This window comes from Acetobacter thailandicus (genome assembly GCF_011516655.1).
Taxonomy (GTDB): Bacteria; Pseudomonadota; Alphaproteobacteria; order Acetobacterales; family Acetobacteraceae; genus Acetobacter; species Acetobacter thailandicus.
The window spans coordinates 16,398-31,016 of sequence record NZ_WOSV01000012.1 but is presented as its reverse complement, the minus strand read 5'-3'; the positions used below and the strand labels follow the sequence as shown (position 1 = coordinate 31,016).

General features: G+C 48.4%; 11 protein-coding genes and 2 pseudogenes. 8 read left to right on the top strand and 5 right to left on the bottom strand.

All coding sequences use genetic code 11. From position 1 onward, the window contains the following. Window positions 1-107: 107 nt before the first annotated feature. Window positions 108-1,154: a SphA family protein gene (locus GOB58_RS11710; protein WP_173560301.1), complete on the bottom strand. Its 1,047-nt coding sequence runs from the start codon at window positions 1,152-1,154 to the stop codon at window positions 108-110. Window positions 1,155-1,386: 232 nt separating this feature from the next. Between GOB58_RS11710 and GOB58_RS11705 the strand changes: the two genes are divergently transcribed. Both GOB58_RS11705 and GOB58_RS11700 read left to right on the top strand, forming a co-directional pair. Next, window positions 1,387-2,478, top strand: coding sequence for a D-alanine--D-alanine ligase family protein (locus GOB58_RS11705; RefSeq protein ID WP_173560300.1), 1,092 nt, complete (start codon window positions 1,387-1,389; stop codon window positions 2,476-2,478). 263 nt (window positions 2,479-2,741) lie between these two features. Beyond that, a pseudogene (locus GOB58_RS11700) lies at window positions 2,742-3,164 on the top strand (IS481 family transposase); the annotation flags it as partial. A gap of 130 nt (window positions 3,165-3,294) precedes the next feature. Here the strand turns inward: GOB58_RS11700 and GOB58_RS11695 are convergent. After that, window positions 3,295-4,112, bottom strand: a protein-coding gene (locus GOB58_RS11695; protein WP_173560299.1) for an IS5 family transposase whose coding sequence is annotated in 2 segments (ribosomal slippage) — window positions 3,295-3,779 and window positions 3,779-4,112 — 819 coding nt in all. Because the reading frame shifts where the segments join, the coding sequence is not laid out codon by codon here. 166 nt (window positions 4,113-4,278) lie between these two features. On the opposite strand from GOB58_RS11695, the gene GOB58_RS11690 reads away from it, so the two are divergent. Both GOB58_RS11690 and GOB58_RS11685 read left to right on the top strand, forming a co-directional pair. Beyond that, a complete protein-coding gene (locus GOB58_RS11690) occupies window positions 4,279-4,773 on the top strand; it encodes a DUF2721 domain-containing protein (RefSeq protein WP_173560298.1) in 495 nt (164 codons plus the stop codon). Between the two features lie 36 nt (window positions 4,774-4,809). Beyond that, window positions 4,810-5,112, top strand: coding sequence for a hypothetical protein (locus GOB58_RS11685; protein ID WP_173560280.1), 303 nt, complete (start codon window positions 4,810-4,812; stop codon window positions 5,110-5,112). Window positions 5,113-5,123: 11 nt separating this feature from the next. On the opposite strand, the pseudogene GOB58_RS13125 reads toward GOB58_RS11685, so the two are convergent. Together GOB58_RS13125 and GOB58_RS11675 are read right to left on the bottom strand one after the other, a co-directional pair. Further along, window positions 5,124-5,865: pseudogene (locus tag GOB58_RS13125) on the bottom strand (IS3 family transposase); the annotation flags it as partial. A gap of 203 nt (window positions 5,866-6,068) precedes the next feature. After that, window positions 6,069-9,029, bottom strand: coding sequence for a Hint domain-containing protein (locus GOB58_RS11675; protein WP_173560297.1), 2,961 nt, complete (start codon window positions 9,027-9,029; stop codon window positions 6,069-6,071). Between the two features lie 243 nt (window positions 9,030-9,272). Here GOB58_RS11675 and GOB58_RS11670 point away from each other — a divergent pair, with 243 nt between their 5' ends. Further along, window positions 9,273-9,575, top strand: a complete 303-nt coding sequence (locus GOB58_RS11670) for a transposase (protein ID WP_198911787.1) — start codon at window positions 9,273-9,275, stop codon at window positions 9,573-9,575. 30 nt (window positions 9,576-9,605) lie between these two features. Here GOB58_RS11670 and GOB58_RS11665 read toward each other — a convergent pair whose 3' ends face one another. Continuing rightward, on the bottom strand, window positions 9,606-10,601 hold the full coding sequence (locus tag GOB58_RS11665; RefSeq protein ID WP_173560296.1) for a hypothetical protein: 996 nt from the start codon (window positions 10,599-10,601) through the stop codon (window positions 9,606-9,608). 502 nt (window positions 10,602-11,103) lie between these two features. Here GOB58_RS11665 and GOB58_RS11660 point away from each other — a divergent pair. From GOB58_RS11660 to GOB58_RS11650, 3 genes are all read left to right on the top strand, one after another. Continuing rightward, a complete protein-coding gene (locus GOB58_RS11660) occupies window positions 11,104-12,090 on the top strand; it encodes a hypothetical protein (RefSeq protein WP_173560295.1) in 987 nt (328 codons plus the stop codon). A 372-nt stretch (window positions 12,091-12,462) separates the two neighbouring features. Beyond that, the gene (locus GOB58_RS11655; protein ID WP_173560294.1) at window positions 12,463-12,621 is read left to right on the top strand and encodes a hypothetical protein; all 159 of its coding nucleotides are present in this window, start codon (window positions 12,463-12,465) and stop codon (window positions 12,619-12,621) included. A 25-nt stretch (window positions 12,622-12,646) separates the two neighbouring features. Then, window positions 12,647-14,401 carry a hypothetical protein gene (locus GOB58_RS11650; protein ID WP_206752258.1) on the top strand — a complete coding sequence of 585 codons (1,755 nt, stop codon included), beginning with the start codon at window positions 12,647-12,649 and terminating at the stop codon, window positions 14,399-14,401. Window positions 14,402-14,619: the final 218 nt, after the last annotated feature.

Genomic DNA, 14,619 nt, shown 5'->3' with positions numbered 1-14,619 from the left:
GCAGAAGGCTCGTAAAAGACTACGAGCGCTGTGCTTCAACCCTCGCCTTCGCAGGTCTCATGCTGAAAAACGCAGTCAACCTGCTCACGGAAAGTGCATAACACCCTCTAGAATACCGAAAAACCGGCTTTAATCATAACCATGTTGTGCATGAGACGATTATGGCTTGTGACATCATATAGACCTTTCAGTCCAAAATTAGCATGCCATTTCGGAACATCGTAATTTATTACGGGACCGATAAGAAAATCAAACAGTCTGTTCCCATTCACAAGAACAACGTGCCCATGTTTGGTATCATTGGTTGTTCCTGTGGCGACGGTTCCGCTCATTCCGAACTGAAAATGAGTCCAACGTTCTGTTAACGCAAAATCGTCTACAAAGACATTGCCGTTACGGTAACCAGTTTTTGGATTATCTGCGGCAATTTCATAATAGACGCGCGTGCTAAATTCTGTTGCGTCACCAAATGCCAGATTGGGGCCTGTCGTATATGTAAAAGACATATTAGGCACGAAAATCGCACTGTTATGTCCCTGATTGATCAGATCATTAACATTATACCGCCCTTCTGGTATAGACATCGAAAATGCTGGAGCGATGTACAGGCCATAGGGGATTTTGCTCTTAACTGGTTCTTTGGGCGGTTTTGCACCCAACATTCCGACTTTGAAGCTATAAGAGAGAAAATCGACGTATGGGTCTGTGAACCCGCTATTGCACTGCTGCCTTGAGAGTTTTCTGAAACAGGCAAAGCTGTATTGATCTTGAATTTTTGAAGAAAATTTTCCATTCATAAGCTGCCATGGCCATACATAGCTTATATTTATATTAATGCCTTGAGCCGAAAAGGCCACTGATTGCGCATTCGGATTGGGTTGCCCATGGTTTCCTGTGTATAAATTGCTCCATTGTGGCACAAATCCAGCTCCGACTTGCAGGCTGCCGGGTGATCCCACCAAAGCTGCGCGCATGTCTGACCCTCCGATTGGACCAGAGTAGAAGCCACCTTCTGCTGCGTAACTTGCGGACGAGGCCACACAAAGAGACATTAGAAAATATGTATATACACATTTGATATTTTTCATTTTTTTTTCTTTTTTATAAAAAATATTGGTTAGCCTTGCGACCACAATGCCCTTATTATCAGTCACTAGCTATTTTATGTTATTTTATTATACCAAACGTCAATTGTAAGGTTTTTAAGTCGATAAGATATTATATTAATTTTATTAATAATAACAAAGTGTTGTTTGTATTTTTTTTATTGTAAATTTTTAAGGAGGATATTTTTTATGAATGAAAAATGAAATATATCGCGTAAAAGGTTTTTTGTTTTCTGAATTATTTTATGATCAAACATAAATCAATTTAAGAGGTTTGGAGATGAGTAAAGACACTATAGCCGTTCTGTTTCAGGCGCTCCCCCCCCCCATCGTTGATGGTCAACGAAAGACACCAAAACCAGGCGGATACTCTGACAGCGGTGCCGATATAGGCTTTGCGCTCTGCAACGGTAATCTTGATGTAATTACACCTGTCTCGCAACCAGATCCAGGCAGAGCCATGGACTGGGTTTTTCCGGATACTGATGAAGGGATAGCCTCGGCTATTCAGAATGGAGCTACGGTCCTGTGGGCGAATACGGTCCTTTTTACTGGGCATCCCATTGAAAAAGTAATGAAGCAGGTTTGCATTGTCGGGCAGCTTCCATCTGCAGTCCAGAATTTTGACGACAAATTTCATACAAACCGTTTGCTTGCTGAGCGCGGCCTGCCAGCGGCGCGTTCGTTTTTGCTGGGCGATGACAACGAGGCAGAAATCACTCTCAGCAATCTCACCGAAGCATCGTTAGCCCAGCGTAATCTGATATTTCCGCTTATGCTGAAACCTATAAGAGGCCGTGGGAGTCAGGGGGTTACTCGTGTCAAATCACTCGCAGCTCTTAAATCACAAGCTACAGAGCTTCTGGAAAGCGGTGAGTTTGGCACACTCTTGATTCTGGAGGAGTATCTCGACGGTGAAGAAGTGACTGTAACAGTGATGCCTCCAAAATCTCCTCGTCCGGCAGGTATAAAGTATGCTGAGGCTAGCAATATATATTGGGGGCTACGACCGGTCTGTCGCTTCAACCATGCTGATGGTGTTGCACCCTACAATGGTGCTGTTGCCGTCACACAGAACAGTCGGGCTATTTCCGCTGAGGAGTTAGCGCAACCTGAGATGGTGGCAACAATGCGGGCCTGCACCAAGGCAGCAGAAATTGTGGAGGCACGCGCACCTATTCGTATAGATTGCCGTGCCGGGCGCGATGGTCGCTATCGTTTATTCGATCTCAATATGAAGCCGAATATGACTGGCAACGGCCGACCTGGACGTGAAAATCAAGACTCACTTTCTGCGATTGCAGCAGAAGCAGACGGCTGGACTTATCTTGACTTGCTTAAATCGATTCTGACAGCAGCATGGACTGAATAAACGACCCAGATCTTGTCGTCAGTTATCGCTGCTGAAATTGCGTCGTTTGCATGAGAAGGTTTATCCTCCACGTTCAGGGAGCATATGAAAACGTCAACTGATCTGCGCGGCGCTCCCGAGGGCGAGTAAAAAAATAGCTTCCGAGTTATGTCAGTCGAACGATTGCAGGCGCCCTTTGTTCTTGGGTGTTTAGTTCCGGGTTTTGATGGCGTGAAATTTTTACGTGAGTGGAAGTCTGGCTTTCGGACGCATGGAGGAAGAACAAGCCCAAATGCCAGAGCTTCAAATGCTATCCAACTGGGTTTTTTGCATCTTGATATAGCGGAAGTCCAGACCGCTGAAGGTAAGCGTGCCATCGACCAGACAAGAAAATTCGCTGTCACATGACTGGTTGGGAAAGCCGATTGCAATATGGCGTGATCTGCGAAGAACACCGTCTGACAAAATTCAGTCACCCATGGACCAGCGGTCAGATGGAACGGAAGAACCAGACGATCAAAGAAGCAACCGTCAAGCGCTTTCATTACGACAGTTATGAGTGTTTGAAGGCCCACCTCAATGACTGCATGGTAGCCGATAACTTTAGGAGAAGGCTCAGGACCTTCAATGGACACACGCCTTACAAATCTATCTGTAAAATATGGACTTCTGAGCCAGAAAGATTCATCATCAATCTAACCGGTTAAAGTCCGGAACTAAACATCTGGTGATTTATAGAAAGTGTTGCTTATTTAAGGGGCTTGCCAATGACTGATGAAGCAGACGAAGAGGCCGAAAAATCTTCCCAGAATGTAAAAAAGGATCAGCTTCTTTCCTTTAAGAAAACAGACCGGCGCATTGCTGGAGATAAAGAGGCCTTAGGCTCAGGACACATTCTTTGAGATAGAAGATAAAGCTTGCGGCGATGTGTATTGCAGACATGAATGTATGAGCGCAGCGGTCGTATCGTGTTGCCACCCGTCGCCAGTCTTTGAGCTTTGCGAACATGTTTTCAATCAGATGCCGCTTTTTATGCAGATGCCAGTCGTAAGGTGGCTTTGATTTCCGGTTTTTCTTCGGCGGAATACAGGCTGTGATAGTGCGTTCTGCAAGCAATAACCTGATCCTGTTGCTGTCATAGCCCCTGTCCCCGATGATTTCTTCTGTCTTGTCGGGGAGATCTGCCAGCAGCGCGTCTGCGCCTTTGAAGTCACTGACCTGTCCTGCAGTCAGATGCAGGCGGACAGGCCGTCCCTGATCATCGCACATGGCATGCAGTTTTGAGTTCAGACCGCGTTTTGTGCGTCCGGTATGGCGGGGAAAAGCCCCTTTTTGAGAAGGGACGCTGCCGTTCTGTGCGCTTTAAGGTGCGTCGCATCGATCATCAGGCGCTTCGAACGGCCAGCCTGTTCTGCCAGAGTTTTAAAGATCCTGTCAAAGACACCCAGGCGGTTCCAGCGAATGAAACGATTATATAAAGTCTTGTGCGGGCCATACGCTTTGGGAGCATCTTTCCACTGAAGCCCGTTGCGGATCACATAAACGATCCCGCTCAGAACACGCCGGTCATCCACGCGGGGCACGCCGTGTGCAAGAGGAAAAAACGGCTCAATCCGCTTCATCTGGCTCTCAGACAGTAAAAATACATCACTCACAGGCTCATCCTCCATCGGTAAGTCTGTGAATCACAACCTCTCGCTCAGTTCAATAAATTAACAGGTCCTGAGCCTAGGGTAAATCCTGATCCTGTGGGAGCATACTTATAACAGGCTGAATAAAATTTCATTTCTCACTGATGTATTTTGTGATAACATTTCGATCATGCCTTTACCTCTCTCTTCTGGTTTAGATCCTCTCAATAGTGCTGCGCATTTGATTCAAGTCGCACTAACACCTGTCTTCATGCTTTCTGGTATAGGAACTCTTATAAACGTGTTCAATACTCGTCTCTCACGAGTAACAGATCATCTTGAAGAGGTTCGTAATAAAATTAACGCACCAAAGACAGATGATACACCGGTAAACGTTTTCGACACACCTGAACAGCTCAATCACCAGCAGGTTCGCTTGCATCGTCGCATTTTTGTATTGGACCTTGCCATTATCCTGAATGGAATTGGAGGGGCTTCAACTTGCGGTGCAGCAATGGTGCTGTTTGTAGGTTCAATACGAGATGCATCAACATCAGGGTGGTTGCTCGTATTTTTTGGAATAGCACTTACCTGCACAGTTGCTGCGCTTATGTTTTTTTTAGCGGATACCTTACTGAGCTGGCATGGTTTACGTCATGACAGAGACTTAAGCCTTAATATTTAAAATTTTCATCTGAAGAGCCTGAGGTTATTCGTTAGTGTGTCAGAGCGCTGGTGGGGCGAAGAGAACAGGTTTATCGATAATTTTCAGGCTATAGAAGAAACTTCGAAAATCGTCTGTCCTGATCAGTTATCCTTACAGGGAGCCGGCAGTGCTCAGTGGCTACCCACTGAGTATCTGGCAAGGGGGAATTCTTCCTCCGTTGACCCCCTTAAAGGAGAAAACCTTATGGCCTTACACCGAACATCCCGCCTCTCTGTGAGAGCCAGCCCTGCTGAACTGGAGCGCTGGAATTATATCGCCCATCAGCATGGTCATGCCACAACTGCCCACTGGACCTGAGCAGTGCAGAACTGGCCGGACATGGACGGTGTCATCCTGTATTCCGTCAGTTTTTTCTGAAAATCATGGGGGCAATATTGGCTGCAGCGATCAGAATGGAAAATACAGCCAGATGGTGGGTTGCGTAGACGCATCGCCTATCGGGTGCCCTGATAGCGATATCCTTTTTCATCCGGTCACTGGCGGCCCAACCGATAACGCGGCGGCTAAACAAGTCAATGACGACGGCAAGGCAGAGCCAGCCTTCACTGGTCCAGATATAACTGATGTCGCCCGCCCATTTGCGATTGGGGGCATCGGCCATGAAGTCGCGGGCCAGAATATTGTCAGCAAAGCCAGGGGAATGCCGACTACCGGTCGTGACTTTGTGCCGACGCGTCCGTACGGGACGAATACCGTTGGCTTTCATCAGTCGCCCCACGCGTCGAGACCTGCAGAACCAGCGGTCGCGATGATCCCTGATAAACGCAAACCTCACGTCTTTTGGCTCGCGAAGAACTGCGTGGCTTTTTTTAATATTTCCCTCTTCTCCCGCAGGACACGGTTTTCCAGGCGAAGACGCTCATTTTCCCGGACGAGGTCCCTCGACGCTTCAGGTACTGTCAGATCAGTTGACCGATACTGCGAAATCCAGTGGCTCAGCGTTGATTTGCCAATCCCCGGATCCGCCGCAACCCGTGTCCTGGACAAACCGCTGCTCAGCGCGATCCTGACCGCCTCGCGGCGAAACTCTTCTGTCTGCTTCAATGCCATGGTCTCATGCCTTTCCTGTTGAAAGCTTTAAACGCTCAGTCAACCGGCACAAAACCGTTACAAGTCCATATGACTGCTGTGCTCATACATTCATGTCCGTAATCCACATCGCAGCAAGCTTCGTCTTCTATCTTAAAGAATGAGTCCTGAGCCTGGTTGGATCTGGATAGGGCTGTTCCAGATCACTCTCTATATTTCCAGACTTACCCTGCAAATTTCAGATTAACTGGCTGCTCTTTATGCTGCCTGTAAGGTCCTGCTGCTATGACTTCGACAGAGAGCACTCTCATTTCACTGCTCAGCCCCAGAGGGAGAACAGCATTTCCTTTAGTCCAGCGCATCGTCCTGCTGCTTTCCGTACTGTGCCAGCCTGCCAGCTCATTCTGTGTCAGATGTGTGTCTACGACCATAGACGCAGCCCCTTCAAGAAGCGTCACCATGCCCACAAGAATACCAAGAACACGCCTGTCATCAATAAATGGTCCTACTACATCATACGGACGACTGGTACGGGACATCAGAGTTACTGATGCTGTACCTGCCGGTATCATGAACAGAGCCCGCCCGTTCTGGCGGCGTATCTGCCGGATAACATCACCCGTTTGCGTCAGAAGATGCAGGTCAGGATCATATGTTAGTTCTGCTGTTTTGTTCTGGTGTGGCAGGTCCATCTGTTCCGCACGTTCCTCTATGTGACGGAAGATATTTTCAGCAAACTGTTGTGAAACATCGAGAGGAGCTGCTGCATCATCCCATGTCAGGTTACGGGATGGTGTAAAAGCCACAAGCTTACCATGCTGATAAAAGGCCTGACGATTGCCAGTATCAAGGTAGCTTTCTGTCAGCATTCCATCTGCCATAATGACAGCGTGATCACCTGTTTCAATATGATAATAATCGTAGGATGTTATCGACTTATCATAAAATACTGAGCGGCCGTTCACCAGCATACGCACGGGAATAAACCGGCCATCAAAAAACAGACAATGCTCTGAGGTAATCAGCATATCTTTAAATGGCACACCTTCAGCCACGGCATTTTTCAGAATACGCACAGGGTAGCCTGCTTCATCATCTGGTAAATGAGGGCGCACAGTACAATGTGATCGGCCAACCCACGTGATACACTCAGCACGGATAACACTGTGGGCGTAAGTCAGGACTTCATCTCCTATATTCAGCGTTTCTACAGCAACTTCGCCACCTGGCGTACGGATAAGCGTGTCAGAAAGAAAGCAAACCTCTACAAGCTGATTTCCAATCACCACATAATTAGCAGGATCACTGCCATTTTCAGTGGTCAGTGAGTAAGTTTTTTCAGTGCCATCTGCGTCCTGTCCATTAACTGTCAGACTTTCATCCGTTCCACTGACACTGGTAATCGTGTGCAGGTCAGTAAAATCAATAATACCACCTGATGTGACAAAATGAATGGTATTAGATGGCATTGTACTGCCGGAAATAACCAGAACCCCACCGGAATAAAGATCGATACTGCCGCCACCGCTAACAGTGCCGTTAATCTCTGTTGTGCCACCACTTATGACTGAAGTTACACCAGAAATCGTGGCGCCCGAGGTGAGATAAAGTGTACCGCCGCTGCTCACAACTGTGTCAGAGGCGAGACCACCTGAAAGCACGTTAATAATGCCGTCAGTTTCAGCAATATCACCTGATATCACCGCACCTGATGAGACATTGAGAACACCGTGATCTGCAATAGTCAGCGGGTCAATACCACCAGAGTAAAGATTAACTGTGCCACCGCCAGAGAAGGTAATATCAGAAACTGATCCACCTGAGCTGACATTAATGACACCTCCATTATACAGCGTATCGTTTTGCGTCATACCGCCACCGGAGACAATGATCTGCGCACCGCTGCTTACTACAATCTGTGTTAGAGTGCCTCCCGAAACAGTAAGCAACCCACCACCAGAAGTAACTGTTGCCTGCGTTATAAGGCTATCCTCAGAGACGAAAGCCGATCCACTCTCTCCTACTGTGACATCAGTAGCCGTAGAGCCTGAGAAAACAGCAAATTTTGCATTGCTGCCGACAAAAACCCCCGATGCAACAGAATCAACATAAATAAGCAGTGCCCCGCCATTTAGAGTGGCTCCTGAAATCTGCCCTGTTTGAAATTCTCCTCCATCATTACCTTTTGCATTAATGGTCAGACCAGATACAATGCCTGAAAGGCTTTCAATATCACCATTATTAAGGGTCGTACTAATGAACGTGTCACCAGCAGAACTGATGATGCCGGCACCGCTTTGAATAATGGCACTGACGAAGGTGCTGCCAGACGTCTGATCAATTTGTGCACCGCTTTCGAGTGTCAGGCCAGACACAACCGCATTAGATGAGACACTGAGTGAGCCTCCGCTATACAGCGTCATACCTGATGCTATGACATCACTCTGCAACTGGGCAGAGGCCCCGCTCATTATAGAAACGCCCGAAACAGTTGTGCCGGAAGTCGCTATAAGCTCAGCACCGCTGTCAAGTATAATATCTGAGCCAATACTACCTGTATTGAGAGTTAAAATACCATTATGAACTGTGGCTCCTGAAACAGAGGTGTCATAAAAAATATTGTTATTATCCTGATTAATACCTGAAGAAACTGATGATCCATCAATAGTGAGGCCGGAAACAATGCTCGAACTAAAAAATATTGGACTATTATTTAAAGAAAGATCAATATACGTATTGTGACTTCCATAATAATTCTGCAAAGAAGCATTTGATGAAAGAGTGACGTCAACCAACGTATCATCAGAATCATAATTCATGAAGGAGCCTGACTCTAATGTCAGCCCTGATATAACCAATCCATTACCAAGTCCTAAAGTTGCACCATTACTTATAGTAAAGTTTTTATATATTGCCACTGAAGAGAGGTTTAAATAAACACCATTATCAATCTGAGCTGAAACAACCGTCCCTCCGGAGGCTACATTCAAAGAGCCACCACTCTCCAGCTCCACACCGGAAACAGTCCCGCCAGAAGAAATATTAAGTATACCACCAGAGTCAATCGTTCCATTAAAAACCGTACCGCCAGAGCTAACATTGACTGTTCCACCACTTACAACTGTAGCGCCTGATACGGACGAACCGTCACTATATGTTTGTGTAGCAGATATAACTTCAGACATTAAATTTTTACCTGACTTTAATTATGGAGTTTTATGGTTGGTATTCTTGTCAAAAAATAGATTAGATAATCATTTTTATTTTTTCCTAAAGTCACAACTGTTGCAGAGAAAATGATTATAAATCAGCACGTTAATTATCCATTAAAAACGTGCTATTACAAGAGGTCGCGTCAGATGCCACCAAAAATTCAACAAAAAATTTCTATTTATTAATTATTACGATAGTATTATGTAAGTGCAGACGTGCTGCTGGCAGATCTTCCCGACAAGACAGAAGAAATCATCGGGGACAGGGGCTATGACAGCAACAGGATCAGGTTATTGCTTGCAGAACGCACTATCACAGCCTGTATTCCGCCGAAAAAGAACCGGAAATCAAAGCCACCTTACGACTGGCATCTGTATAAAAAGCGTCACCTGATCGAAAACATGTTCGCAAAGCTCAAAGACTGGCGACGTGTGGCAACACGATACGACCGCTGCGCTCATACCTTCATGTCCGCAATCCACATCGCAGCAAGCTTCATCTTCTATCTTAAAGAATGAGTCCTGAGCCTAATGATGAATGGTTCCGTCTCAGAATGGAAGATCGTCATCGAGGTCAGAAGCTGCCTTCGGTAGCGCGTCCGCCGGCAGAGGCACATTCCTCACTACATACAGGTTGAGGATGTCCTCTCGGTCCATAAAAATTATTTGGCTCCTTTTGCTCGCATCGAGCTTACCGGCGAGCCACTGCTGCGCCGCCTTGGTAATCTCCCCTCCGGCTACGATGAAGGCATGGTCTACTAACACTTTCCGGTTTGTCTCAGGATCGAAAATCTCGTGGCCTAACATCATCAATGCTTGGTTGTGGATCTCGGCCATATTGGCATTACTGCCCCTGGTAACACCCGAAGCATCCAGCTTCCCCTTCTTCGCTTGGATACCAAAGTAGATGTAATGCTGAGTAGGTAGCTGGTACCGCATCCAGATGTCCTTGCCGAACTCATTGGACTTGTCCTTGTGACCGGCAACGGTGATGCGGTGGAAGCCTGCGTGCTTGAAAAGCGGCATCAGCACCTCGCCTATTAAGTCATCTTCCGAGCACTTGTCGAGATAGGCTGCGAGCTGCAAGCGCCTAACTGCCTCTAGGGTTGAGAGCGGGCGATGCGGGTTGGTGGATATGCCAGCAATTCTCTGGGTACCGACATGGCGGATATAGCACTGTTTGTCTTCGGCATAGAACGCTTCGAAACCCTCGCGTCCAAGCGCCAGGTTGAGTGCCTTGAGAGCAGCCGGTCGCTCCTCTGGCTCGTCTTGTGCCTCGGCCTGATCCATGAGGCGAGCAATAACGCGGCAGAATGCATCCGGCGGCGTCAGATCATCGGTGTGAGGCTCCTCAAGGATTTTGCGGAGTGTATCGGCTGTCCAGTCGCCACGGGTGGTACCGTCATGGACGTGGTCGGTACCCGCTTCTTCGAAGAAGCGGGTAAGGCGCGAGCTGCTGCGATAGACAAAGTGTGGAGCGGGGTGATTGGGGTGAACTGCGATCATCTCGGCTATGGCTTTGATCGTCCTGTCCTTCCAAATCATACATCGCTCTCCAAACCTAACTTACAGTGTAGTAACCCTATCGTACTCAATATATTCTGTCGCCAAGATGGAATGCTTGGTTGCCTTCAGTCTCGAAAGCAATGCGAGGACCTTTCATGGCTCTGCGCGCCGTTGCCTAACAGTCTGGTCAAGCAATTCTGGTTGTACCTGTTCACATTCTCATAAGCGGCAGGTGCCGCTTCGCGTGAGTTATGAGGCGTATCCCACCTATTGCTTCATATTACTCGAAGCCGGCAGGTGCTACTAGGGGGGGAAGCAGTAAGTCCGCTTCGGAGCGCGCGAGCGACGTTTCCTGCCGTCTGTTCAACTACGTGTGACGGCCGCTGCGTAACTCTTTCCACTCATTCCTGCCATCCAACCAACTTTTTTTGGCAGCAGCCGTTAAACTAATTCAGGTCGTCTCTGCCAATTTGGTAGCCTCTCGCATCGTCTAACGGCCTACATAGTGACAGACGTCAACCTCTTGGTTTAATCACATAGTATGAGCTACACTTCTCGAAGCGAGCTTCCGGCCGGAACAAGCCTTAAGCGCGTGCTACAAATCGTGGATCTGCTTGACTATCGCAGCCTTCGCAACGAACTGCGTATTCCCAATATGCGAAGCTTTTTCTGGTATGACGAGCAGGATTATCGTTCTTGGTCTGGCGTAGAGCTTCAAGTTTATAATGAGAATGGGCAGATTGCCATCGACACCAGAACAACCGTTTCCCGGAGTTATTGGGATCTCGTTCACCAGAATAAAACAATCAAATTAATCAGGGATTTATTTGGCGGTCATTTCGAGACCGACGGAGGCCGTAATCGCTACTGGCAACCTGATGAGTCACCACCATCACCTCTCGTTTCAGGGTGCTACTTAGCCCGCTGGCGATTCAAAAATGCACTTATAAAATCGCAAATATATCTGCAGGCTAGAAAATTTGAGGGGGATATTGCTCGCGAAAAGCCTTCTGGATTCTTTTTTATGGATGAAATTAACCCTAGAATAACGTCAAATAACCTATTAGTCCCTTTTATCATTGCCGTATGGGAAGAGTATTACCGATCAACATTTGTCGCTATATTTAAATGCACAGATCGGAGAGAGCAGGTTCTAAAAAAAGCTCGACTTAGTCACCATCAACTTGAGCAGATCGCATCTAATAAAAAAACCATGGAGCAGGCTTTATCCGAATGCTTCTCCTTCCAGAGGCCAAGCGTGATTGGTGAAAATTTTCGTCTACTGGATAGCAAACTCGATCTTGCAGCCGCAATGCGTAAACCATTCAAACGTCGTAGGTTGACGTTGTTCGATCAGATTGAAGCTTTAGTTGACGGTCGTAATGCTTTTGTTCACGCGGGCGAGATGGACCTTTCCCTGTACGACCGAGAGATAGAAAAAGTGTTGACCGACATCGTTGAGGCCGTCGATCGTTGCTATAAAGCAATAGGATCACATTTCAAATTTACCCCACTTACAGAATATTGATTCCCTCTTACCAATTCCCCGTACAATTGTTGCGGATGTCTTCTTCGCAGCTTTTCGTAAACCAGCGCAGACTGGTAGCTCACGGCTCCAGTTCGGCCAAGAGACCCCGTGCTGCGTATGTCCGCTACGCGGAAAGCTGCTCAGGAGCCCCCATGTCTGAAATGAGGGCGACAGTTACCTGGAAGATTCTCAAAACCCTGTCTTTCAGACTTATTTAAAATTATCACTCGTTAGATATCGTTTAAGTCGAAACCCCCATAATGGAAATTTTGTGCCCGTCACATCGTCTCAGCCACCCAGTCTCTGCTAGAATGTTATTTTAGGATTGTAATTAATGCCGTTCGAACTTTTCCCTATATGGCGTGACCTTTGGTGCTTAGAGCCTGGCTTGGGAGAGTTGGTAAAGCAGGCGGAGATGAAGGTTGCGGCGCGCTTCGGGCCGCGATTGCCCCCCGTTTCCGAACCGGTCCCATCGCCCCCTCTATCCGTCGAACGGGCAATCAGAGCGGCGGTGTGCTGGAGCGCGAATAAGCCTCCGTCTAACGACCCTGCTGGCATGGCTCGGCTTGTCCATGCTGCACTAGTGCCTGAACTCCAGCGCGGAAAATGGGCTCGTTGGATCGAGTTGGAGCGGTGCCTTCTCGACGCCTCGGAAACCGGCGACGTCCTTTTTGCCGCGTCGGTCCTGCGAACCATGACTGAAGAGATCGGACGGCTCTCGCTAATCGATCTTGATGCCCCTACGTTGGCGAATCTGGCGGTAGGCAATGAGCAACAGCGAGCTAGGCTCCGTCGATACATGGGGGCGGCTTTCGTGTCGTTATCCAATGTCACTGACGAAACCTGGATGAGCCATCCTGCGGTGAAGAAGGCTGAGAAGCGGATCGAATTGACTGCTTCCTGTAAAGCAGCGGTGAGGGAACTCAACGGCTTCGTCCATCCCAACTACGGCAGCCACATCGCCGTGCTCTATCCCGAAGGCCGGGAGGCGGCTAGCGTGCTGACAAAGGCGATCATTGCCGTCTACGATCAGTTTTACGCTCTTCCCGATGCACCGACAGCGCCGGCTCCTTTTCCTGCCTCCAGTGCTCTGGCTGGAAGCAGAGAAACTCTCGTTGAAGCGTTTATCGACGAACGGCTGATGCCGGTCGTCGCTTCGATCCCGAAACTAGGAATCGACACGGGAGCCGTAAAAGCAGACCTTCTGTACGTGCCATCGTTCACCTATGTTGATCTCGGTTTAGCCGCTAGAATCTTGGACGACATGCCCAAGACGATCGGTGGTAGCGCGGACGACTTTCGCTGCTGGCTCGGAGCAAATCTTAATAATGTAGTCGAAATTGCGCGGGCCCGTCAGGCCGAAGTGTCGGCGTCGAACACATTCATAGACGAGGGGAGTGATCTAGACCGCAACCTTCAGCGGGGTATAGTCGCGCTGGAAATGGCAGCATGGGCAACGCAGGCAAAACTATCATCTCTCAAAATGCAGTTGGTCCGCCAGATCGTTGCAGACCAGCCACTTGGCGTGTGGCTGGTCTCACGCGCACTGATTGAACAGTGGGCCTTCATTCTCTGGCTTCCTAGAACCATCGCGGCTGCCCTCAGCGAGGCTGGAGCGAGCGACACCAGGCAGGGTGTAGCTGAGGCTGTTGCGAAGATTATTGAAGCTCTTTCCCAGTATCTGTCTACTCAGGCTGGTTCTGTTAGGCTGGAGCAGCGACCTTGGGCAGTCAATTCTGAAGGGAACGCGCTCGGCACGGCCCGTCTTCCCGACATTACGGAAGACTCGTTCCGGGAAGATGAATTCTGGAACATGAGTTACAGCAATGGATCGAATGTGATGCATGGGTGCTCTGCACAAGCTCGCGCTCTATCAGTCGATCGTCAGGGTCATATTGACATGGCATGTAAGGAAGGCGTGCTCATTCTCGCTAGACTCTCGGGGGAAGCGGGAGAAATTCTGCATTTCACCCAGCAGTTAAGGCGTTTGCAGCACGCCGCCTCGCCGCTGGAATGCTTTGCGGATGACAACGCTGCCCGCTGGAATTACGGTATCGGTCATTCCATTCTGCGTCGTGGCATCGACCTCACGGGTAAAGGGACGCGCGCCGATCCATATGAGCTAGCCGCGCATGTGGATTTCTATCAAGCTGCACATATTCTGGCTAAGGAGCTCTTTGAAACATCTAGGTATTCTCTGGAGGACGGTGCATTAATGCGGACTCTGGACGTTCTGGAGAATGGCACATGGACCGAACATTGGGTTTTCAAGGAGCAAGAATTCTGGGTCAAGATGCCACCTTTTGATTGATACCCTAGGTGCGGATTGGCGATCCGTTCCATGATTCCGAGAACCATCGCGTCCTACGGAAAACCATATCTCTCGCAGTTCGCCAGACAATGTCGGCTTTCGAGCAATTGTCGCAACCACTTGAATGTCTGGAAAGAGGCGATTGCCGCCTGACCGCTTCACTTTTCTTGAGCGGACAGGCAGTTCAGGAGGAAGATGATATCAAACCGTTATTATAC